This window comes from Macellibacteroides sp. (assembly GCF_050251695.1).
In the GTDB taxonomy this organism is placed as follows: Bacteria; Bacteroidota; Bacteroidia; order Bacteroidales; family Tannerellaceae; genus Macellibacteroides; species Macellibacteroides fermentans.
This window is the reverse complement of the sequence record NZ_JBFWMI010000017.1, coordinates 20,645-44,015: the sequence shown is the minus strand read 5'-3', so window position 1 is coordinate 44,015 and position 23,371 is coordinate 20,645. Positions and strand designations below refer to the sequence as shown.

The 23,371-nt window shown below is 42.3% G+C and carries 21 protein-coding genes; 13 read left to right on the top strand and 8 right to left on the bottom strand.

From position 1 onward, the window contains the following. Positions 1 to 123: 123 nt before the first annotated feature. The 4 genes from AB7E53_RS04425 to AB7E53_RS04410 form a co-directional block, all read right to left on the bottom strand. The gene (locus AB7E53_RS04425; protein ID WP_446774388.1) at positions 124 to 1,422 is read right to left on the bottom strand and encodes an FAD-dependent oxidoreductase; all 1,299 of its coding nucleotides are present in this window, start codon (positions 1,420 to 1,422) and stop codon (positions 124 to 126) included. Continuing rightward, complete coding sequence (locus AB7E53_RS04420) at positions 1,422 to 1,829, bottom strand: hydrogenase iron-sulfur subunit (RefSeq protein ID WP_446771619.1); 408 nt, start codon at positions 1,827 to 1,829, stop codon at positions 1,422 to 1,424. Before AB7E53_RS04420 ends, AB7E53_RS04425 begins: the two co-directional genes overlap by 1 nt. 9 nt (positions 1,830 to 1,838) lie before the next feature. Continuing rightward, a complete protein-coding gene (locus tag AB7E53_RS04415; RefSeq protein ID WP_446771618.1) occupies positions 1,839 to 2,090 on the bottom strand; it encodes a sulfurtransferase TusA family protein in 252 nt (83 codons plus the stop codon). A 73-nt stretch (positions 2,091 to 2,163) separates the two neighbouring features. Continuing rightward, a complete protein-coding gene (locus AB7E53_RS04410; protein ID WP_446771617.1) occupies positions 2,164 to 2,730 on the bottom strand; it encodes a DsrE/DsrF/DrsH-like family protein in 567 nt (188 codons plus the stop codon). A gap of 131 nt (positions 2,731 to 2,861) precedes the next feature. Here AB7E53_RS04410 and AB7E53_RS04405 point away from each other — a divergent pair, with 131 nt between their 5' ends. From AB7E53_RS04405 to AB7E53_RS04385, 5 genes are all read left to right on the top strand, one after another. Beyond that, on the top strand, positions 2,862 to 3,539 hold the full coding sequence (locus AB7E53_RS04405) for a Crp/Fnr family transcriptional regulator (protein ID WP_446771616.1): 678 nt from the start codon (positions 2,862 to 2,864) through the stop codon (positions 3,537 to 3,539). Between the two features lie 47 nt (positions 3,540 to 3,586). Next, positions 3,587 to 3,964 (top strand): iron chaperone, encoded by a 378-nt coding sequence (locus tag AB7E53_RS04400; RefSeq protein ID WP_446774385.1) that lies wholly within the window; start codon positions 3,587 to 3,589, stop codon positions 3,962 to 3,964. Continuing rightward, positions 3,961 to 4,527, top strand: a complete 567-nt coding sequence (locus AB7E53_RS04395; RefSeq protein ID WP_446774383.1) for a DUF1697 domain-containing protein — start codon at positions 3,961 to 3,963, stop codon at positions 4,525 to 4,527. Before AB7E53_RS04400 ends, AB7E53_RS04395 begins: the two co-directional genes overlap by 4 nt. 287 nt (positions 4,528 to 4,814) lie before the next feature. Further along, on the top strand, positions 4,815 to 5,066 hold the full coding sequence (locus tag AB7E53_RS04390) for an RNA recognition motif domain-containing protein (RefSeq protein WP_079681803.1): 252 nt from the start codon (positions 4,815 to 4,817) through the stop codon (positions 5,064 to 5,066). A gap of 226 nt (positions 5,067 to 5,292) precedes the next feature. Further along, the gene (locus tag AB7E53_RS04385) at positions 5,293 to 6,288 is read left to right on the top strand and encodes a metallophosphoesterase family protein (RefSeq protein ID WP_446774382.1); all 996 of its coding nucleotides are present in this window, start codon (positions 5,293 to 5,295) and stop codon (positions 6,286 to 6,288) included. Positions 6,289 to 6,709: 421 nt separating this feature from the next. Here AB7E53_RS04385 and AB7E53_RS04380 read toward each other — a convergent pair whose 3' ends face one another. Beyond that, on the bottom strand, positions 6,710 to 7,264 hold the full coding sequence (locus AB7E53_RS04380; protein ID WP_068178703.1) for a DUF3332 domain-containing protein: 555 nt from the start codon (positions 7,262 to 7,264) through the stop codon (positions 6,710 to 6,712). Positions 7,265 to 7,381: 117 nt separating this feature from the next. On the opposite strand from AB7E53_RS04380, the gene AB7E53_RS04375 reads away from it, so the two are divergent. The 8 genes from AB7E53_RS04375 (at position 7,382) to AB7E53_RS04340 (ending at position 17,766) form a co-directional block, all read left to right on the top strand. After that, positions 7,382 to 8,356, top strand: coding sequence for an alpha/beta hydrolase (locus AB7E53_RS04375; protein WP_446774380.1), 975 nt, complete (start codon positions 7,382 to 7,384; stop codon positions 8,354 to 8,356). A gap of 34 nt (positions 8,357 to 8,390) precedes the next feature. Next, the gene (locus tag AB7E53_RS04370; protein ID WP_421467737.1) at positions 8,391 to 10,325 is read left to right on the top strand and encodes an ABC-F family ATP-binding cassette domain-containing protein; all 1,935 of its coding nucleotides are present in this window, start codon (positions 8,391 to 8,393) and stop codon (positions 10,323 to 10,325) included. A gap of 138 nt (positions 10,326 to 10,463) precedes the next feature. After that, complete coding sequence (locus AB7E53_RS04365) at positions 10,464 to 12,449, top strand: glucosamine-6-phosphate deaminase (protein WP_446774378.1); 1,986 nt, start codon at positions 10,464 to 10,466, stop codon at positions 12,447 to 12,449. A 149-nt stretch (positions 12,450 to 12,598) separates the two neighbouring features. Continuing rightward, positions 12,599 to 13,780, top strand: coding sequence for a DUF5009 domain-containing protein (locus AB7E53_RS04360; RefSeq protein ID WP_446774376.1), 1,182 nt, complete (start codon positions 12,599 to 12,601; stop codon positions 13,778 to 13,780). Between the two features lie 48 nt (positions 13,781 to 13,828). After that, a complete protein-coding gene (locus tag AB7E53_RS04355) occupies positions 13,829 to 14,707 on the top strand; it encodes a hydroxypyruvate isomerase family protein (protein WP_068178689.1) in 879 nt (292 codons plus the stop codon). Between the two features lie 166 nt (positions 14,708 to 14,873). Next, positions 14,874 to 15,767: a bile acid:sodium symporter family protein gene (locus tag AB7E53_RS04350; protein WP_371688750.1), complete on the top strand. Its 894-nt coding sequence runs from the start codon at positions 14,874 to 14,876 to the stop codon at positions 15,765 to 15,767. 96 nt (positions 15,768 to 15,863) lie between these two features. Then, on the top strand, positions 15,864 to 16,301 hold the full coding sequence (locus tag AB7E53_RS04345) for a DUF695 domain-containing protein (RefSeq protein WP_068178682.1): 438 nt from the start codon (positions 15,864 to 15,866) through the stop codon (positions 16,299 to 16,301). 100 nt (positions 16,302 to 16,401) lie between these two features. Then, complete coding sequence (locus AB7E53_RS04340) at positions 16,402 to 17,766, top strand: alpha-L-fucosidase (protein ID WP_446774374.1); 1,365 nt, start codon at positions 16,402 to 16,404, stop codon at positions 17,764 to 17,766. Between the two features lie 581 nt (positions 17,767 to 18,347). Here the strand turns inward: AB7E53_RS04340 and thrC are convergent. From thrC to thrA, 3 genes are read right to left on the bottom strand one after another with little or no spacing between them, the layout of a single operon-like run. Then, a complete protein-coding gene (gene thrC / locus AB7E53_RS04335; RefSeq protein ID WP_446774372.1) occupies positions 18,348 to 19,649 on the bottom strand; it encodes a threonine synthase in 1,302 nt (433 codons plus the stop codon). Between the two features lie 4 nt (positions 19,650 to 19,653). Next, positions 19,654 to 20,862, bottom strand: coding sequence for a cofactor-independent phosphoglycerate mutase (locus AB7E53_RS04330; protein WP_079681813.1), 1,209 nt, complete (start codon positions 20,860 to 20,862; stop codon positions 19,654 to 19,656). A 24-nt stretch (positions 20,863 to 20,886) separates the two neighbouring features. Next, a complete protein-coding gene (thrA, locus tag AB7E53_RS04325) occupies positions 20,887 to 23,328 on the bottom strand; it encodes a bifunctional aspartate kinase/homoserine dehydrogenase I (protein ID WP_446774370.1) in 2,442 nt (813 codons plus the stop codon). Positions 23,329 to 23,371 lie beyond the last annotated feature (43 nt).

The following is a 23,371-nucleotide window of genomic DNA, read 5'->3' as shown; positions in this document are numbered from 1 at the left end:
TGGTTGTTTTAGACAATACAACCAGATCTACTCCTTCCACGGCCTGACGTACCTTTTCTACATCTACATAATCGGAAATATTGCCGCCGCAGTGACAAATGTATACTCCTAATTTTTTCTTTTTCATACGTGTTGAATTAAAAAACTGATTGCTTCGGAGGATGCTGCTCCTGCAGATAAGATTGAATCGGGTATATCCATCGGGCCGATTGCCGTACCTGCTACAAATACACCCTCGATATTTGTTTTTGAAGGGCTTCCATAGGGATCTGCCTGCCCAATGAAACTGAACTGATCCAATTGTAATTTTTCAGTCTCAAATAGCTGACTGGCATCTTTGTTGGGTAATACTCCGGTGGACAGGATCACCATGTCGTGTTCGGCCTCCATCACTTTCCCTTCATTGATATCTTCGTATCGAAGAATCAGGTCTCCACCTTCTTTCTCTGTTATCCGTCCAATTTTACCCTTTACAAAATTAACTCCCATACCTTTTGCCTGTTGATAAAATTCTTCGAATCCTTTACCGAAAGAGCGGATGTTGATGTAGTAGATGGTTACATCTGCCATAGGTAAAGCCCCCATGAGCAATTGTGCCTGTTTAATAGAATACATGCAGCATATCTGCGAACAGACCGGATTCCCTACAGAAGCATCTCTTGATCCAACGCATAGAACATAGGCAATCCTATCCGGAACCTTTCCGTCCCCGGGGCGAAGAATTGTGTTATACGGTCGGGTTGGAGCCAGCTCTCTCTCCATTTGTTGAGCTGTAATTACATTTTTGAATTCACCGAAACCGTATCTCGGCATTCTTTTAGGATCAAATAAATTGAATCCAGTTGCAATCACTATTGTTTTGATCTGTAGTTCCATCTCTACGGGCTCCATGGTAAAATCGATACAATGTGTAGGACATGCCCTTTCGCAGGCTCCGCACAGCGTACAGTTCTCTATATCGATTGCCGCAGCCTTTGGATTACAGATGCTAAAAGGAATAAAAGCAGCTTTTCTACCAATAAGTCCGAATTGGAATTGATCTTTGACGCTCACCGGACATGCTTTTTCACATAACTGGCAGGCTGTACAATCTTCAATGTGCACGTAACGAGGCTTTTGGAGCACGTTTACTTTGAAATCATCCTCTTTGGTTTTTTGTATATTACGTACCTCACTTCCGGTTAGCACCTTTATATTTGGATGCCTTGATATCTCCGATACTTTAGGGGTGGTTATGCAGGCGGCACAATCCAACGTGGGGAAAACTTTACTCAGCAAGATCATTTTACCACCCACAGACAACTCCTTTTCAACCAGTAGGACTTTATATCCGGTGTTGGCCAAATTCAATGCTGCCTCGCCTCCGGCAATACCGGCTCCTATAACCAATGCATCGTACTGCTGTTCATTTATATGTTTCATCAGGCAGGTAAGCTTTTTAATAAGTATTCGTTGAAACTTCGGATTTGTTTTACAAAAGATTCACTGCAAACAGAACAAATCGCTGCCATTCTGAGCCGCGCCGGATCAATTGCACGTTCTTTCATTAGCTCGTGTGCTTTGCCAACCAGTTTCCCTGTCTTTTCGGTACAACTTTCGCCATATACACAATCACTACCGTCGGCAGCAATAAATACACCGTCAAATCCTTTCTCGTAGGCATAAAGAATCCACGAGGGTTTTATGCCGCTCGAACAGGGTACGGTAATCGTATATACTGTAGGAGGATAGTGCAATTTCAGTAATCCTGCCATATCAATGGCAGGATCTGAAATCTTATCGGTGGAGAACACCAATATTTTTGCACTCTTTTTGTTTATCTCATTCATAAAGGATAGTTACTTTTTTTTCATATATACTTTGAAGTACCCGTTTTCTTCAACGAACCCGAGATATTCGTGCCCTTGCTTTGTGCACCATTTGGGAATGTCTTGTTTTGTACCTTCATCAGCCGAGAGTATTTCCATTACTTCCCCTGCACTTACTGTTCCAATTGCTTTTTTAGCTTCTAATAGCGGTCCCGGACATGCTGTTCCTCTTGCATCAATTGTTTTAGCTACACTCAGACCTTTTAATTCGTCGTTTGTCATGATAATTTTGTTTATGCTTCCAGCTTTGTTTCTGAAGGCAGATTAATAATTCTATTTTTTGTTTCAACTCACATCAAATGAAAAGTTGCATGCTGCTTTCTCCGGCATCAGTTACAAACGTTGCCGCACCTGCGTATGTTAAATGTGGATAGTCTATAATCTCTTCTTTCTTGAATCCCATCAGATTCATTGACATTTCGCACACTACAATTTCTATTTCCAGATCTGCTGCCTCCTTGAACATCTGTTCGAGAGACATTACGTTTTGTTTTTTCATCAATCCGTGGATCATCATGGGCCCCATTCCCATCATGTTCATACGCGACAGGGCAAGTTTGTTTTTACCATTCGGAAGCATCATCCCGAACATTTTAGACACCACATCTTTTCCCTTGGGATGTTTATTGGGGTCGCGTAAAGCCGACAGTGCCCAGAAAGAAAAGAACAGCTTTACCTTCGTATCCATTGCTGCTGCAGCGATAGATATGATCATTGCCGCCAGAATCTTGTCCAGATCTCCGGAAACAACAGCAATGGATAATTGATCTTTACGCGCGTTTTCAAGTACAGAGATTCTTTTGTTCAAAGTTTCAATCTGTTCTTTAAGGTATTGTACCTCCGAATTTTTAATGTCTTCCATATTGAATAGTTTTTAGTAGAATATATTTCTTGATTGCAAATATATACGTTCTAATTGTGTGTAAATGAAAATATTGTGTGAATGAGTGCATATTATTTTGTGATATGAATCACATAAATTATCTTTGTAATATGAAAACAGAATGTGTTAATTGTCCGTTTAATGTTCAGGCTACAGGAGTACTTCAGAAAGGTAGCTTCGACAAATTGAATGCAAATCATGCAACCGTTCAATTTGCAAGAGGTGATGCTATTATAAAACAGGGTACTTATTCTACCAATGTGGCATTTCTTCGCTCGGGGATGGTAAAACTTCACCTAACGGGCCCAACTCACGAACAAATTGTTTGTTTGGTAAAAGCACCTTCGTATCTGGGACTGCCTACAACTTTTGGTAATAAAATAAATCAGTACTCCATTACGGCAATCACAAAGGCGGAAGTCTGTTTTATTGATATGGAAGTATTTCGTTACCTGCTTAAAGAAAATGATTCTTTTGCCTACGACATCATTTTAGATTTATGCCAGCAGCAGCTGGAGTCTTATCGTCGTTGTGCAAACCGAACTCAAAAGCAGACCAGAGGAAATGTAGCCGATGTTCTGATTGAAATGGCCGATCAGCTTTTTGAATCGGATACGTTTACACTCCCTATAACTCAATCAGAAATGGGTAATCTGGTTGATACAAGCCGGGAAACCATAAGTCGAATTTTATCCGAGTTTGATAAGGACGGTATTATACATGTGGTAGGTAAGCGTATTGAAATCTTAAATAAGAATTCTCTGAAATTAATTAGTCAGAATGGTTAATTGATTGTTGATTAATCCGTTTTGTTGTTGATCAAAAAAATATAGCAATGGATGTAATTCAGAATATAGACGACTACCTGAGTCGGTTTCCGGAGGAAGCCCGGGTAAGCATGCAGATGATGCGGACAGAAATAAAACGGATTGTGCCGGATGTGGAAGAAACAATCAGTTGGGGGATGCCTTCTTTCCGTAAAAATGGAATATTGGTGCAGTTTGCCTGTCATAAGAAACACATCGGGTTTTATCCCGGACCATCCGCAATTGAAGCATTTAAAGAGGACTTGTCAGCATTCAATATCTCGAAAGGAACGATTCAATTTCCTTTTGATAAAGCTATTCCATTGGATCTGATTACTCGGATTGTTTTGTTTCGTGTAGCAGAAAACAATGATAAAATACTAAAGAAGAAAAAAGACAAGAGATGAAGCCAACGGTCTATGTTTTGCTTTTAAGAGGAATTAATGTGGGCGGTAATCAGATTATCCGGATGGCTGACTTAAAAGAGGTTTTATCCCGCACCGGATTGATGGAGGATGTTGAGACGTATATTCAAAGTGGTAACGTATTGTTTACAACGACTCAAACAGACCGCAAGCTTCTGTCCGATGGAATAGCTCAGGCTTTAAAAGAGAATTTTGGATATCAATCGGGTGTTTTCTTATTTACATCCCAAGAGGTTGACTCAATTATTTCTTCTGCTCCCCAAGGTTTTGGATCTTCTCCCGATCTATACCGATATGATGTGATTTATTTAGATGGATTACTTGATGCGGATGACATTGAAAAGCTTATTCCAATAAGACAAGGAGTGGACCAATTAAATTCCGGAAATAAAGCAATCTATTTTTCCCGCCTAATAAGCGAAGCCGGTAAAAGTTACCTGAGTAAGATTGTTTCTTTACCTTTTTATAAGTCGGTTACAGTACGAAATTGGAATACAACGGTAAAATTGCAGGTTTTGGCAAAAGGAAAAATTGCGCATGATTAAACAGATTGGAAGTGACTATTGAGTCTGTTTTAGTGAACAAGCGTTAATTGTAATGCTTTAAAGTGGCTGATTTTCAATAAAATCTTATTTATTTGAAAATAAACAGGAAAGTATAGTTGGATATCGGAATTATATGTCGTTCTTTGTGCAAGACAAACAAAAGAAGGTTTATATTGCTCTCTCTCTCCGATTTATCTTTCTCATCCCGAGAAAATTATTGCAGAAATTGATCTTTCCCCAAACTTAATTGTTTATTTTATTAATTATTTATTTTATATCGTTTTTTTATGAACATTTACATTGGCAATCTTAGCTACACAGTTAAGGAATCGGATTTAAGACAAGTTATGGAAGACTATGGTACAGTTGATTCAGCAAAATTAATTATTGACCGCGATACTAACAGATCTAAAGGATTTGCATTTGTAGAAATGCCAATCGAGGCTGAAGCTATCAATGCAATCAAAGAATTGGATGGTGCAGAATATCAAGGCCGTCAGATGGTATTGAAGGAAGCTACACCTAAGCGGTCTTATTAATATAAAGCTGAAACAAATTCTCTGTTAGCAGAGAGTTGTTACTACAGTTTTTATAAATAATACACACAAAGAGGGTAAACAGGCAAATGTCTTGTTTATCCTCTTTTTTTATTATTAACGTAATACGAATAGGTGGAAAATGTTTTATGTTTGTATATTATGAGTGAATTGCCGGTAAAGCAACTCTTTTCTGGCGGTATTCACAATAACTCTAATATATAGTATCATGAATAACTTTTCAAGAAAAACCGGTTTATTTTGTGTGGCTATCCTGTCCTTGTTTGCTGTGTCCGGACTACAGGCGCAACAATTGTCCTTTCGTAAGGATGGAAGTTTTAAGATCGTTCAGTTTACAGATGTGCATTATTGCGTTTCAAAACCTGAGTCTAAAGAGGCTCTGGTAGTTATAAACGAAACCCTGGATGCCGAGAAACCGGATCTGGTAATATTTACAGGTGATATAGTTACAGAGGCTCCTGCCAAAAATGGCTGGGATGTGGTTACAGAGGCTGTTAGTAAAAGAGGCATTCCTTTTGCTGTAACATTGGGTAATCACGACGACGAGCAGGATCTTTCGCGTGCTCAGGTTGCCCGCTTGGTAGCTTCGTACCCTAAGAGCTTGTTTAAGGATACAACGGATAATGTATCCGGATACGGAAATTATACGTTACCCATCAAGAGTGCTGCCGGAAATAAAACAGCGGCTGTGTTGTATTGCATGGACTCGCGTTCGTACAGTAAAATAAAAGCTGTGGAAGGATATGGCTGGTTCTCGCAAGACCAGGTTAATTGGTACAGAAACCAAAGTGCAGACTTTACCAAACAAAATGGAGGCAAACCGTTGCCAGCCCTGGCCTTTTTCCATATTGCCCTGCCCGAATATAACAAAGCTTATAATACCCGCGCCATTGGTTTACGTTTTGAAGACGAATGCAATCCGAAAGTGAATTCGGGAATGTTCACCGCCATGCTGGAGTCGGGCGATGTAATGGGTACATTTGTTGGTCACGACCATGATAACGACTACATTGCCTGGTTGGATGGTATTGCTTTGGTGTACGGACGCTTTACCGGTGGTAAAACTACCTACATCAACATTGAAAACGGCGCACGCGTCATTACCCTGCAAGAAGGTGAAGCTGCATTTAAAAGCTGGATCCGTCTAAGAGGGAATCGTATCATTCAGCAAACAGAATTCCCCAAAACTTTCATTAAGAAGTAACTTTTAGCTTGAATATTGTGCATCTAGGCACTTTCGTGCGGATGACAGATGATAGTTGATGACAGATCAATTTTTTGATCTGTCATTTTATATCTCTTTGTAAATTAAAAGGATAGAGCCGAATAATGATAGATAACAGATTGTTTTGCAATAAATCGGTTTTATTTGGAAGATGAACCGTCTATAAACAATTAAAGGATGTCATCCCGACATCCCCTAACCAAACTTTGTTAACCTTAAATCTAATACTATTATGAAAAAACCACGTTGCAAAGATACGGGAATGCATTTATTTGTCAAGAGTTTTAGCTATAAAACATGTTAAACAATTTATAATAAATCTGAATAAGCAGGTATTAGGACCAAAAAAAGACCTCCGTTTAAAACAGAGGTCTTCAATATACATATCCGGATGAATTTATCAGCGGGCAGCAAAGAAATTGTAGTTGTCTGCAATCTGTCTGAAAGCAAGTACACCTGCCTGATTTAATTCAACATTCATCTCTTTTCCGTCGGGAAGATACATTACCACTTTGTCGTCTTCCGTAAATTTAAGAAGCTTGGCAGTTTCGCCATCACTTTCTACACTCCAGGTTTTGTCGGCTTTGTCAAAAATAAGATCTACGGTCTTATCGTCGCCTTCCTTTTTAATCTGGTAACCATCCGCTTTTGTCTCAACTGTGTAAATACCGTCTTTACCTTCAATGGTTTTAACCTTGCCGGTGTCGGCCACAGGATTTTCGCCCGACCAGAACTCAATTGAATTGATTACGATCAGATCCGCCATAGCAGATATAGGATATACGGGTACAATGCAAAACGCAATAAAAACCAATTCGTTTACGAATTTACTGTCGATTGTCTGGTTCCATGCCAACAACTTGTTAGTAAGGCCAAATGAACCAATACAAGACGAAAACATAACGCTGCCACCTAGCACGGTAGCAAGCAATAGAGTTGAACTTTTCCTTTTCATGACTAATAGATGTTAGTATATATGTGGCGAAGTTAAAAACATTTTGTTTGTAAAAGCTATAATGCTCAATAAAAATGATAAATTTACATCGATGTAAATCTATTTAAAACAAAAAGAATGAGAAATGTCCGTTTTGTCATAACACTTTGTCTTTTTATTCTGCTTGGTTCTCATTTTGTGAAGGCACAGACTGTTACAAATCCAAACGACAGAGAGTATAGTTTGCAAACACCCCAGGGAATTATCCGGGGCATGATGATGAGTCCAGGAATAGGAGAGGGGTATCCCGTTGTGTTGCTGATTGCCGGATCCGGACCAACGGATATGAATGGAAACAGTATGCAGTTGGGTATACAGCCCAATACCCTGAAGCTGATAGCTGAAGGTTTGGCCCAAAAAGGGATTGCCACCGTACGTTTTGATAAAAGGGGGATTGCATCCAGTGCCGCTGCTGCCAAAGATGAGTTTTCGTTACGTTTCGACGATTACGTAAACGATGTACGTCTGTGGATAGATAAACTGGCGGGCGACCGGCGTTTTAAGGATACATATGTGCTTGGTCATAGCGAAGGGGCACTTATTGGGATGGTGGCATGCCGTACCAATGCAAAAGTAAAAGGGTTTGTTTCGGTAGCCGGACCCGGTAAACCGATGGACAAGCTGATCGAATCGCAGCTGTCGGCTTTGCCTCAGGAGTTGAAAGACCGGGTGGTAGCTATAAACGACTCACTTCGGAACGGGAAATTTTACCCCCAGGTTCCGTTGGGTCTGCAGGCTCTGTTCAGAACATCGGTTCAGCCGTATCTTATTTCGTGTTACAAGTACAATCCTCTCGAAATAATAGGTACACTGGAGATGCCGGTGATGATTGTTCAGGGGAAGACCGACATACAAGTTCCCTGGGCTGATGCCGAACTTTTAAAGCAGGCTGCACCCAAAGCCGGATTATTTCTGATAGCTGATATGAATCATGTTCTTAAAGATTGTAGCGTTATGGAACAGCAGGCTCAGCTTGCTACCTATTCGGATCCTTCCCTTCCGTTAAACAGCGAACTGCTGTTATTGCTCGAAAAGTTTGTAAAGAACCCCTAATCTGTTGTATCTTTGCTGTCATAAATAATGAATTATGATATCGGTTGAAGGACTTACAGTAGAGTTTGGTGGTTTTACACTTTTTGATGATGTTTCGTTTGTTGTTAACAAGAAAGACAGGATTGCCTTGGTTGGTAAAAACGGAGCCGGTAAATCCACCATGCTTAAAATCTTTGCGGGATTGCAATCGCCTACTGCAGGAAACATTAGCGTTCCCAAAGAACTTACCATCGGGTATCTTCCTCAGCAAATGCAGCTTACGGATACACGTACGGTACGCGAAGAGGCAGAACAGGCCTTCGACCAGATACATCAACTTGAAAAACAACTGGAGCGGCTTACTTTAGAGTTGGCCGAACGTACCGACTATGAATCGGAGTCGTATCACGACCTGATAGACAAGGTGACGCACCTTACCGAACATTTCCAGATGATGGGGGGAAACTCTTATCAGGCCGAACTGGAACGCACCCTGATGGGACTCGGTTTTGTGCGCGACGATTTCGAACGGCTTACCTCCGAATTCAGCGGTGGATGGCGTATGCGTATCGAGCTGGCTAAATTGTTGCTTCGTCAGCCCGACGTATTATTACTGGATGAGCCTACCAATCACCTTGATATTGAATCCATTCAGTGGCTTGAGAACTTTCTGGCTACCCGTGCCAATGCGGTTATACTGGTTTCGCACGACCGGGCCTTTATTGATGCCACTACTTTCCGTACAATCGAGATCTCGCTTGGTAAGATATACGACTATAAGGTAAATTACTCTCATTATGTAGTGCTGCGCGAAGAGCGGAGGGAGCAACAGATGCGGGCATTTGAGAATCAACAGAAAAAGCTTCAGGATACGGAAGCCTTTATTGAGCGGTTCCGTTACAAGGCAACCAAATCGGTTCAGGTACAATCGCGTATCAAACAGCTCGAAAAAATTGACCGGATTGAGGTGGATGAAGTGGATACAGCTATGCTGAACCTTAAGTTTCCACCGGCACCCCGATCGGGTTCGTATCCGGTTATTATGGAAGACGTTGCCAAACGATATGGCGATCACCTTATCTTCGAACATGCAACATTAACTATCAACCGGGGCGATAAAGTGGCCTTTGTAGGTAAAAACGGTGAGGGTAAGTCTACATTGGTAAAATGCATCATGGGTGAGATTGATTTTGAAGGCAAGCTGCAGCTCGGTCACAATGTGAAGATCGGTTACTTTGCCCAGAATCAGGCTCAGTTGCTGGACGATAAACTTACGGTATTCGACACCATCGATTATGTGGCCCAGGGAGATATACGTACCAAAATAAGGGATATCTTAGGTGCTTTTATGTTTGGAGGCGAAGCGTCGGACAAGAAAGTGGAGGTATTGTCGGGGGGTGAGCGAAGCCGCCTGGCCATGATACGCCTGTTGCTGGAACCGGTTAATTTGCTGATACTCGATGAGCCCACGAACCATTTGGACATGCGATCGAAAGATGTGCTGAAAGATGCCTTGCGCGAATTTGATGGAACGGTGATTCTGGTGTCGCACGACCGCGAATTCCTTGACGGACTGGTGGATAAGGTGTATGAGTTTGGCAACCAGCGGGTGACAGAGCATCTGGGTGGTATTTATGAATTCCTGAACCGGAAGAAGATGGATAACCTGCAGGAGCTTGAAAAAGCAACATCCGCAGTACAAAAAAACATGGAAACAGACGACCAGCCCTCGCAGAGTAAAATGTCGTACGAATCACGTAAGGAACAAAACAGGGCATTGAAAAAAGCTGAAAAGTCGGTTGCCGAAGCGGAAGCAAAAATAGAACGGCTGGAAGCCGAACAGGCCCAACTGGAATCCATGCTTGCAACGCCCGAAGGCTCTGCAGATACAGCCTTATATGCAAAATATGGTGCCATAAAAAAGGAGTTGTCCGAAACAATGGACCTTTGGAGTTGTTGTATACAAGAGCTGGAAGACCTGAAATCGTGAAAAAGATTTTAAAATAAATAAAGAATACCTTGATGTTTCATCTTTTTATTAAAAAAGTTATTTGAGGTACGTTCAGAAAAGGTTATATTTGCAGCTTAAACGTTTATGATATATATGTTGTACTAAATCAGAATAATAATGAAAACAAACCTTAGTTCTCAAATTACGTTGACCCGCATCCCTGAGCGGTTCTATCGTCCTGATAACGCCTATGAGCATTCTGTCTTGACCCGTTTCGAGAAAATTTCGACGAATATTTACGAATCGGCCGACAAAGGTGCATTAGCCATTGCTACAGAGATTGCAACGGAGATCCGTAAGAAACAAGCTGCCGGCGAAAAGCTGGTGTTGGGACTTTCAGGCGGACGCTCTCCGATCAGTGTTTATCGTAATTTGGTTCGGATGCATAAGGAAGAAGGATTGAGCTTCCGGAATGTTAAAGTGTTCAACGTGTACGAATTTTATCCGTTGACATCTGCCGCATTCAGCAATCTTTCTCAATTAAAAGAGGCTCTTCTCGACCATGTAGATATCGATCCGGCCAATATCTTTTCGCCAGACGGTTTCATGGAAAAGGATAATATCTACGAATTCTGCCGTAACTATGAACGTCAGATTCAACAGGTAGGGGGAATAGACTATATGTTGTTGGGTGTAGGATATGCTTGCAATATCGGCTTTAACGGTCCGGGTTCGAGTGCCAATACCACAACTCGTCTGGTTTTTATGGACAACAATTCCCGGAAGGAGGCTTCCCGTATGTTCAACTCTATCGACAATGTGCCCACCAGCGTTATCACAATGGGTATTTCTACCATACTGAAGTCGAAGCACATTATCTTAATGGCATGGGGTGAAGATAAAGCTGCAAACATTTTCAATACGGTTGAAGGTAAATTAAGCGATACGATTCCGGCTACTTTCTTGCAGAATCACGATAATGCGAAGGTGGTGATCGACCTGTCTGCTGCCTACAACCTTACCCGTATCAGCCATCCCTGGTTGGTTACAAATTGCGATTGGGACAATAAGCTGATAAGACGTGCCATTGTATGGTTGTGCCAGCTTACCAAAAAACCGATCCTGAAACTTACAAATAAAGATTACAGCGAACACGGCTTGGGCGAACTGCTTGGTATTTACGGTTCTGCTTACAATGTAAACATAAAGATCTTCAATGATCTGCAGCATACTATCACCGGATGGCCGGGTGGTAAACCCAATGCAGACGACAGCAACCGTCCTGAAAGAGCGAATCCGTATCCTAAGAAGGTGATTGTGTTTAGTCCGCATCCCGATGATGATGTAATTTCCATGGGTGGAACTTTACGCCGTCTTTGTGTTCAGAATCATGATGTACATGTGGCATACCAGACTTCGGGTAATATTGCCGTTGGCGACGAAGAGGTAATCCGTTACGTTTCTTACCTGCACAATGTTTGCGAGAAGTATGCTTCGAAAGATGATCCTGTTCTGAAGAAAGCCGACGAGATAAAGCATTACCTGCTTCACGAGAAGGTGGAAGGCGAAAAAGAAAAACCGGATGTACTTTTCATGAAGGGTACTATTCGTCGCGAAGAGGCACGTACAGCTTGTCGTTATACAGGTGTTAAGGATGAGAATGTGCATTTCCTTGACTTACCTTTCTACGAAACCGGTCTGGTAAAGAAGAACGACCTGGGTGAAGCCGATAAGGACATTGTAAAGGCGCTTATCGAAAAGATTCAGCCCGATCAGATGTTCGTGGCAGGCGACTTAGCCGATCCTCACGGAACACACAAGGTATGTCTGGATGCTATCCTGGCTGCCATCGATGATGTGAAAGATGAAGAATGGATGAAGAATTGCCGTGTATGGATGTACCGCGGTGCCTGGGCAGAATGGGAAATGGACCACGTTGAAATGGCCGTTCCAATCAGTCCGGAAGAATTACGCTTTAAACGTAACTCGATCCTGAAACATCAGTCGCAGATGGAAAGTGCTCCGTTCCTTGGTGACGACGAGCGTTTGTTCTGGCAACGTGCCGAAGATCGTAACCGTGCAACTGCCGAACTTTACAACGACCTCGGACTTGCATCTTACGAAGCTATCGAGGCCTTTGTTCAGTATATTCCTTTACGCTGATCCGGCAGCCTTTTAGGCTGTTGGTATAGATACTTAAAACACCGCACTGTTGTATAAAGTGCGGTGTTTTTTTATTTTATGTTTGCTTATCTGGGTAATTCATTTATCTTTGTTGCCATCTCAGTTATCCTTAAATATACGATCTGTTTATGAATAATATAAAGATGCTGCGCGTGGAGGCGTTAGACATATTCCGTGCACTTACCATGTTCCTGATGCTTTTTGTAAATGATATTCCCGGGTTGAGGGATATCCCGCATTGGTTATTGCATGCTACGGAACATGAAGATATGCTGGGTTTTTCCGATACAATATTTCCGGGGTTTTTATTTGCTATGGGAATGGCTGTTCCGTTTGCCATTGAAAACCGCTTCAAGAAGGGTAATACTACGGGGCAGGTGGCTGTCCATATTTTCTGGCGTACGGTTGCATTGTTGGTGATGGGGCTTTTTACCGTTAACCGGGATACCATTGATGCCACGGCAACCGGTATATCAAAGCCCTGGTTTTCTATCCTTATGGTATTGGCGTTTTTCCTTGTCTGGAGTGTTTATCCCAAGGTTTCCGGTTTAAGAAAATGGTTGTTTGCGGCAATGAAGCTGTTAGGTGTTGCCATATTAGTATACCTGTTTTATCGCTACCGCGGCGTGAATGGGTCCTCTTTTTCGCCACAGTGGTGGGGTATATTGGGGCTTATCGGGTGGACTTACCTGGTGTGTGCCTCCATATATCTTTTAATAAGGTCCGATCTGACGTTGAATCTGATAGCTTTAGGGCTGATGTTGGGTTGCTCGGTATGTTCGGAAGCAGGTCTGTTCAGTACGATTGGTTTTATTCAGTATCTGCCCAGTGAAGCTACCCTGCATGCCTTTGGTCTTACTGGCGTTGTTGCATCCATCCTGATGCAGCGATTTGCAAATCCTGAACGGCCCAATTGCTTTTTACTGCTCTTCCTGCAGATTGGAATCGGGATGCTGATTGCGGGAGTGGTATCGCACAACTTCTGGATAATATCAAAATTACAGGCAACTCCCACCTGGTTTTTTTATTGCTGCTCAATCTTCTTCCCTTTATTCGCATTTATATATCTGCTAACGGACGTATTGGGTAAAAGCGGTTGGTTTAAGCTGCTCGCTCCGGCAGGCAAGGTTACGCTAACCTGTTATATTATACCCTATGTATGGTATAGTTTGCAGTCGCTGCTGCAGGTTTCGTATCCGGAGGTGCTTACCTCAGGTTTGCCGGGATTGCTTAGATCGGTTGTCTACTCTTTCCTTATTCTGGCAATTGCCTGGGGATTAATGAAGATTAATATAAAGCTTAAGGTTTAGAAAAGATAAAAATACTATATTTGATTTTTAATCATATTTACAATCTATATGAAGAACATAAACAGGCGTACAGCCATTAAAACGGTATTGGCAGGTGGTGCGGCTTTGGCAGTATCGGGTGTTTCAGCACAGTCAAAACAATCAAAAAAGAATGTCCCTGCTCCCCTGAAAGGCAATATCCGTCACTCTGTGAGCAAATGGTGTTTCGGGAATTATGATCTGGATGAATTCTGTAAAATCTGTAAACGCATAGGAATTGAATCTGTAGAGCTGCTGGATCCGAAAGATTGGCCCATCGTGCAGCAAAACGGACTCACGGTGGCTATGGCGCAGGGAGCCGGTTTAGGAATTGACCGGGCATTTAACGATCCTTCATTGCACGATGAACTGGTTAAAAGCTACGAAGAGGTTATACCGCAGGTAGCAGCAGCCGGACTAACCAACCTGATTTGTTTTGCAGGTAAACGGAACGGGGTTACCGATCTTCAGGGGTGGGAGAATTGCGAGAAAGGATTGAAACGCATACTCCCTATAGCCGAGAAACACAATGTGGTACTTACTATGGAGCTGCTTAACAGTGTAGGGCATAAGGATTATTTGTGCGATCATACAGTATGGGGTGTTGAATTATGCCGTCGCTTGGGTTCTCCCAATTTTAAACTGTTGTATGATATTTATCATATGCAGATTATGGAGGGTAATATCATTGAGAACATAAACCGTTATCATTCTTTCTTTTCACATATACATACCGGAGGAAATCCTGGTAGAAATGAGATTGATGAAACTCAGGAGCTTTATTATCCGGCTATCATGCAGGCGATTGTGAAGACCGGTTATAAAGGTTTTGTAGGACAGGAGTTTGTCCCCAAACAGGCCGATCCTATTGCTTCCCTTGAAAAATGTATCCGCATTTGCGATGTATGATTAGAATCTGCATATTAATGGGTATCTGTATTGATTTTTTATAGACACTTGATAATTCGTTGTTAACATCTTCCGGCAAAGCCGGAAGATGTTATTTTGTGGAATTTCGTTTGTTACTTTACTATATAAACCGTTCCTTTGTACTGGTTTTTAATATATAGGTATCGTGCTTAAATTTATAAAGGACTGGATGCTTCCACTTGCCATGCTTACGGGAGCTCTTTCTTACCGGTTGGTCGGTTATATTTCTTTCCTTACACCGTATCTTATTTTTACGATGCTATTGCTTACGTTTTGTAAGTTGTCGCCCCGTGAGATGCGATTACATCCGCTTCATAAATGGCTATTGCTTATTCAGTTGGTTGGTTGTGTCGTTGTGTATGGGTTGGTATACCTGTATGATCCGGTGGTGGCCCAGGGCGCGCTTATCTGTGTGCTGGCTCCAACCGCCACATCGGCGGCTGTTATTACAGGTATGTTAGGGGGGAGTGTGGCATTTCTGACTAACTATGTGTTGTTATGCAACATTGGAGTGGCGATAATGGCTCCCGTTTTGTTTTCTTTTATGGGGAGCCAGAGTGAGATGCCATTCTTCGAATCTTTTCTTTTTATCTGCCGCCAGGTTGGTCCGCTGCTTATTCTTCCTTTAGTATTCGCCTGGTCTTTACGAGCATTTCTGCCTAAGCTGCATGCCAGGATACTTAGCGTTCATAAATTGTCTTTTTATTTGTGGGCTGTGGCGCTTACTATCGTTACGGGTAGTACTGTAAGGTTTCTGGTAGAGCAGCAAGATCCCGATTATACCGTTGAGATTGGATTGGCTGTGGTTTCGCTTGTAATCTGTGTAGGTCAATTTCTATTGGGCAGGCGTTTGGGTAAAACGTATGGAGATCCGGTGTCGTCAGGACAAGGTCTGGGACAGAAGAATACAATCCTTGCCATCTGGATGGCTCAGGTGTATTTAAATCCGATTGCGTCCATAGCTCCAGCAGCTTATGTGTTGTGGCAGAATTCCATAAATTCGTATCAGCTCTGGTTGAAGGGACGAAAAAATGAATAAGCTGTATAACACACTCTTTTTTTATGTGATAAGTACGGATAGTTCGTGTTGTAAACTATCTTTGAAGAAAAATACGAAAATTAATACATTAAGGATATGAGACTAAGTAAGGAATGGTTTACTGCACTTTCGGAAGACGAAAAAGGGCAGCTTGTCACGGTTTGTGGTAGAGAAGAGCTGACCGAATTTGTAAAGTCGGGTAAGTTTAAGGAGAGAGTGGAAATTTCGTGGAAGTTTGAAGGCGACGAGAAAGGGATGCCTTCGGACGAATTAGCCGAGAAAATGGAAAGTGTACAAGAGGCTATGGCGAAAGCGATGGAAAAGGATAAGCTGGCAATTCTTACGGGTGTATATACCGGTGGTGGAGAGAAGACCTGGATATTCTATACCCGTACGGTGCGTGTATTTGGTGAACGTCTCAATGAAGCATTGGAATCTTTTGAATTATTACCAATCGAAATATATACGGAAGTGGATCCGGAATGGGATGAGTATCTTGATATGTATGAAATGAAACAGTGGGCGGTAGACTAAGTATTATCTGCCTTTTATTATTTATCCCGGAAAATTCGACCCGAATTTCTCCGGGATTGTTTATTTTTGTTCTTTTAGTATCCATATTATATTTTTAATCATGAAGAAAATTATTGTGACTAGCTTGACGCTTTTGGCATTGAGTGCCTCTCTATTTGCGCAGTCGCCCGTTGTCCCTCAACCTCCGGTTCAACCCTATACACCATCCGATGCGAATATGCAATCCCGCGAATGGTTCAAAAATGCTAAATTCGGTATGTTTGTTCACTGGGGACTTTTCAGTCTGCTGGGGGATGGCGAATGGGTGATGAATAATAAAAACATAAAGATCAAGGATTATTCGTTGCTTACCAAAAGTTTTAATCCGGTAGATTTTGATGCGGCCAGGTGGGTGGCGGATGCCAAACGGGCCGGGATGAAGTATATTACGTTTGTTACCCGTCATCACGATGGTTTCAGCCTTTGGAATACCCGGTATTCCGATTTTAATATAATGAATACCCATTTTAAAAGGGATGTTCTGAAAGAGTTGGCCGAGGAGTGCCGTAAACAGGATATGAAACTTTTCCTCTATTATTCTATTCTGGATTGGCGCCGCGACGATTATTCGTGGTGGACAGGCCGGACAGGTCAGGGTACGGGGCGTACAGTGAAAGGTAATTGGGAAGATTACATCCAGTTTATGAAAAACCAGCTGAGCGAGCTGCTTACCAATTATGGTCCGATTGGAGGAATATGGTTTGATGGTTATTGGGATCAGATGCCGGTAGAAAGTGAGACTCGTAAGGATTCGGATGTCTTTGTAAATTGGCACATGCGTGAAATTTATGATCACATTCATGCTTTGCAGCCGGGTTGTCTGATTGGGAACAACCATCATATGTCACCTCTTGCCGGCGAGGATTTCCAAATGTTCGAGCAAGATGTGCCGGGCGAAAATACGAAGGGATTGAGTTTCCAGACCATTTCTCATTTGCCACTTGAAACTTGTGCTACCATAAACAATACCTGGGGGTATTCTATAACCGACAGCTCTTTTAAATCGAAGGCAGAAGTGGTTGGTTTGCTTGTAAAATCGGCCGGAAACGGGGGTAATCTGCTCCTGAATATAGGTCCGTTGCCTAACGGCGAAATGCAGCCCGAATTTGTCCATGTTTTCAATGAAATAGGTGACTGGATTAAAATATACGGAGAAAGTATTTACAATACCGAAGGCGGATATATTCGTCCACAGCCTTGGGGATGCCTCACCACAAAACCTGGTAAGGTATATGTGCATATATTGCAAGGTACACAACCCGAAATTGTGCTTACCGATTTTCCTTACAAGAAAATAACAAAGGTAACTTTATTAAAGGATGGTTCGCCCGTGAAGTTTAGCTTCAAAAAGAAGGTGCTTACTTTGCCGACAATTGCTCCCACAGCAGAAGATCCTGACCAGGTGATTGTGCTGGAAGTAAAATAAGAAGGCGTAATCTCTCAAGAAAAGAGAGCTTTATGGAAAATGGCTTCCTAAATCAGATTGATACTAAGTACGTAATAAAAAAGGAGTTCGGTGCAAATACCGGACTCCTTTTCCTATTTTCGATATATTCTTTATACTGTAATTTACAGATCTCTCTACTGCACGTTCCACAAACTGCTACGTTCTACAAACTGCTGCATGTTGTGCAATCTACTCGTTTACAAACTGCTGCATACTTTTGAAACTACTTTATGCTTTAGAAGTTACGGTATATTCTACAAAAATCTGTATTCTCTGGAAGCTACAGTATGTTCCACAAACTGCTGCATGTTGTGCAATCTACTCGTTTACAAACTGCTGCATACTTTTGAAACTACTTTATGCTTTAGAAGTTACGGTATGTTCTACAAAATCCTGTATTCTCTGGAAGCTACAGTATGTTCTATAAACTACAGCAGCTTCTACAAGCTGCAAGCTCTACATACAAACTGTTGCTGGTTCTAGAAACAACTTTATGTTCTACTAAACGAATACTCATAAATCCATCGTTATATTACGTTTAGGAACCCCAGCGAGGCGGTTCAGCAATTCATCAAAAAGCTTTTGAATCCTTCAAAATCCTTCTGCAATCCGATGCTTTGTTTGGTTCCCTTCATAAACTCCTGCAATTTGACAGGAATGTCGATCGATGTTCCAATGATAGCCTCTACAGTATCTTTGAATTTGGCCGGATGTGCTGTTTCCAGGAAAACACCGGTTTCCCCCTCTTTTAGTTGCTCCTTCAGGGCGCGGTATCCACAAGCTCCGTGAGGATCCAGCAAATAACCGGTTTCTGTAAAGGTTGACTTTACTGTCTCGGCTATTTCTTCATCTGTATACATGCATCCGCTGATTTTTTCACAGACGGCTTCGTGTGAATTTCCGTACAGATCCAGTATACGGGCAAAATTACTGGGGTCGCCTACATCCATGGCATTGGCTATGGTAGTCACCGAGGGACGAGGGGTATAGATACCTGTTTGCAGATACTGCAGAAATACATCGTTCCGATTGTTGGCTGCAATAAAACGTTTAACAGGTAATCCCATCCGCATTCCAAATAGTCCGGCTGTTATATTTCCAAAGTTACCACTCGGAACACAGAATACAAGGTTATCTGCCTTACCCATCTTAGCCAGTTGTGCATAGGCATAAAAGTAGTAGAATGCCTGTGGCAGGAAACGTGCCACATTAATGGAGTTAGCCGATGTCAGTTGCATGTGGGCATTCAGCTCCTTGTCCATGAAAGCCGATTTTACGAGTGCCTGGCAGTCGTCGAATGTTCCTTCAATTTCCAGGGCTGTAATATTCTGACCCAAAGTGGTGAACTGGCATTCCTGAATGGGGCTGACTTTCCCTTTGGGGTATAATACATACACATGGATACCCGGTACACCTAAAAAGCCATTGGCAACGGCACTTCCGGTATCTCCCGAGGTGGCAACCAATACGTTGACCTCTTTCTTACCTTGTTTACGTATAAAATGACCTAACAGACGGGCCATAAATCTGCCACCTACGTCTTTAAATGCAAGCGTGGGGCCGTGATATAACTCCAGACTATAAATAGAATTGTTTACATGCACCACCGGAGCATCAAAGGGTAGGGTGTCGTATACAATTTGTTTCAAGGTATCGGCATCTACATCTTCGCCAAAAAAGGCATCGGCAACTACGTATGAAATTTCCTGAAAAGACATATCCTTCATTTTTTCGAAGAAAGATGATGGTAATGCCTTTATCTTTTCTGGCATATACAGACCCTTGTCGCCTGCCAGTCCTTTAACTACCGCCTCTTCTAAGGTGGCAAGAGGAGCCAGTCTGTTTGTACTATAATATTTCATCTTTTTAGTCTTTAAGAAATTCACGCATAAACTCATCCTCTTTCAACTCTCCGTAATATCCTTCTTTAGCCGCATATTCATCGTAGCGTTGTACTGCATCGGGTGTTTGTCCGGGCTTGTAGATTATAAATGGGATAGGCTCGTTAGTATGCGTCCGAATTGAACATGGAGTGGGGTGATCGGGTAAAACAGCTATTGCCACCGGTTCATCCCATGTCTGCAGTGTTTCAAAGATGGGTTTGATAGCCCGCTTGTCAAGATACTCGATAGTCTTTATTTTTAGATCTACATCCCCTTCGTGACCAGCTTCGTCGCTTGCCTCCACATGCAGGTAGACAAAGTCGTTTGTCTTCAGCGCCTGCAAGGCAGCTTCTGCTTTTCCCTCGTAGTTGGTGTCGTATAATCCTGTGGCTCCCTCGACAGTTAGAACCTCCAATCCGGCATATACGCCGATACCTCTGATGAGGTCGACTGCCGATATAACAGCCCCTTTTTCAAAACCATACATCTGCTGCATGGTTTCCATGGCGGGACGGTAACCCGGAGACCAGGGCCAGATACTGTTGGCGGGATCTTTACCCAGAGCAATTCGTCGTTGGTTTACCGGATGATCTTTGAGTATTTCCTGAGATTTAAGTATCAGGTTGTTTAATAATTCGGCTGTATCATTTGCTTCGGGAGCTTCCGGTTTAATAAGCAATGGACGAAACGGACGTAAAGGGACATCGTGGGGGGGAGTACAATCCAAACGTTTGTCACCACCCTTAATCACCAATAGATTGCGGTAGGATACGCCGGTATAAAATACCACCTGTTCGCTTCCCAGTTCCTGATTCAGAAATTTAATCAGCTCGTCCGACTCTTCAGTAGATATGTGGCCGGCCGAATGATTCTTAAGAATCTCTCCTTCAACGCAAATTAGATTGCAACGCATGGCAAGATCGCCCGGTTGCAACTCTACACCTATGCTGGCAGCTTCAAGAACCCCTCTGCCTTCGTAAACCTTTGGCATATTATATCCTAAAACCGCCATATTGGCTACTTCACTTCCCGGATGAAAGCCATCCGGTACGGTTTTTAGTCTTCCATTTCTTCCTAATGCGGCCAATTTATCCATGTAAGGTGTATCAGCAGCTTGTAAGGGAGTAAGACCTCCCAGGGCTTCAATTGGCTCATCAGCCATTCCATCGCCTAAAATAACTATGTGTTTCATAATGTACCCTTTCCTCCTGATTTATTAACGAATATTGGCTATGGAAATTATGTCTGCAAACACACCGGCTGCCGTAACATCGGCTCCGGCTCCATAACCTTTAATAATCATGGGATATTCGTGATATCGCTCCGTGGAAATCATGATTATGTTATTGCTCCCTTCCAGTTCGTAGAAGGGATGATGACTGTCTACTTCCTGTAGTCCCACACGGCATTTACCCTTTTCCATGGAAGCTACAAAACGGAAACGCTTGTGTTCTTTTTCCAGATATTGTCTTTTTTCTTCAAACTCAGCGTCCAGTTCGGTAATGCTACTCCAAAAATCTTCCAATGAACCGGCAAAGAACTTCTCAGGAATAAACAGATCCTTTACAACATCGGCTTGTTCTACTTTATAACCGGCTTCGCGTGCCAGAATAACCAATTTACGTATTACATCTTTACCGCTTAAGTCAATGCGTGGGTCTGGCTCTGAATATCCTGCCTGCTTTGCCATTCGGATGGCTGTACTCAACGGTACATCTGCACTCAGGGTATTGAATATGTAATTAAGTGTTCCTGATAATACGGCCTCCAGTTTTAGAATATGATCGCCGCTGTTGATCAGGTCGTTCATCGTATTGATGATGGGAAGTCCAGCTCCAACATTGGTCTCAAAGAGAAATTTGACGCCACGGTGGCGGGAAATCTCTTTAAGTTTAAAATAATTGTCGTATGATGATGATGCAGCCAGTTTATTGGCCGCAACCACAGATATATTGTTGTTTAGCAATGTTTCATAAAGCCCTGCAACATCCGGACTAGCAGTGCAATCCACAAAAACTGAATTAAATATATTCATCTGAAGAATCTCTTCACAAAGTTTTACCGGCGAACTATCCAGACCTTTCATCTTTAAATCGTCTTGCCAATTGGTAAGGTCCAGACCTTCTCTGCAGAACAATGCTTTCCGGGTGTTGGCTATCCCAACAACATTCAGTTTAAGTCCGTTTTGTTCCATCAGGTTTACCCGCTGGTTTTTTATTTGTTCAAGCAGACTGCCACCCACGATTCCAACTCCGGTTACAAACAGGTTCAGCACTTTGTATTCCGACAGAAAAAAGGAGTCGTGAATAGAGTTTAAGGCTTTCCGAAGGTGTTTTGCTTTGATTACAAATGAGATATTTGTTTCGGATGCTCCTTGTGCACAAGCAATAACACTGATACCGCTGCGCCCTAACGTTCCGAACAGTCTGCCGGCAATACCGGGTGTGCGTTTCATGTTTTCGCCTACAATTGCAACGGTTGCCAGATCGGTTTCTGCTTCAATATCATTGATTTCACCCTGCGAACGTTCTAATGCAAACTCTTCATTCAACACCTTTACTGCCACTTCCGCATCTGCGTTGCGAACAGCAAATGAGGTGTTGTTTTCCGAACTGGCCTGCGATACCATAAAAACACTTATGCCGCTTTTGGCAAGCGTTTTGAATATCCTGTAGTTTACTCCAATTACACCAACCATACCCAATCCTTGTACAGTAATCAGGCAAGTGTCGTTAATAGAGGAAATTCCCTTAATTGATTTTTGTTTTTCGTTGGCCGGCTTTTCTTTCGAGATATATGTGCCAGGCGCGTCCGGATTAAACGTATTCCGGATTCGGATCGGTATATTTTTATGATATACGGGGTAGATTGTTGGAGGATATATAACCTTGGCTCCAAAGTTACACAACTCCATTGCCTCAATAAAGGTTAGCTGATCAATAACATATGCCGAGCTGATAACCCTCGGATCGGCAGTCATGAAGCCATCAACGTCCGTCCAGATCTCAAGAATGGAGGCATCCAATGCTGTTGCCAGAATAGAAGCAGTATAATCCGAACCACCCCTTCCCAGGTTTGTTATCTCTCCATTTTCCTTACTTGTTGATATAAAACCAGGAACTAAGGATACTTTAGGTAAGGAGGCGAATGTCTCTTTGATAAGAGCGTTCGTAAGGTCGAAGTCAACAATGTGTTTGTTAAACTGCTTGATTGTTTTAATAAACTTACGTGAATCGAATAACACAGCGTCATTTATCACATTTGATACAATCAAAGACGAAAGCCGTTCTCCGTAACTTACAATTGTATCGGAAGTTTTGGCCGACAAATCATTGATAAGATAAACCCCTCTGAAGATGTTTCCAAGTTCGTCAAGCAAGGACATAGTCTGTTTTTGAACTTCCTTGCGTATAGTTATATCTGGTATTACTCCTTCTATCACATCCAGGTGACGGGAGATAATTTCTGAAAATTCTTTTTCGTAAGCAACATCGCCTTTCGATGCCATAGCTGAGGTGGCAAGTAATTTGTCCGTTATTCCTCCTAAAGCGGAAACAACTACAATGACAGGCTCTTCAATAGCCTCTACTATCTTCTTCACACTCAAAATGCTATTCACGGAACCTACGGATGTTCCGCCGAATTTTAATACTTTCATCGGTATGACGTATTTAATTTATATTTCTAGATTGAAAGGACCG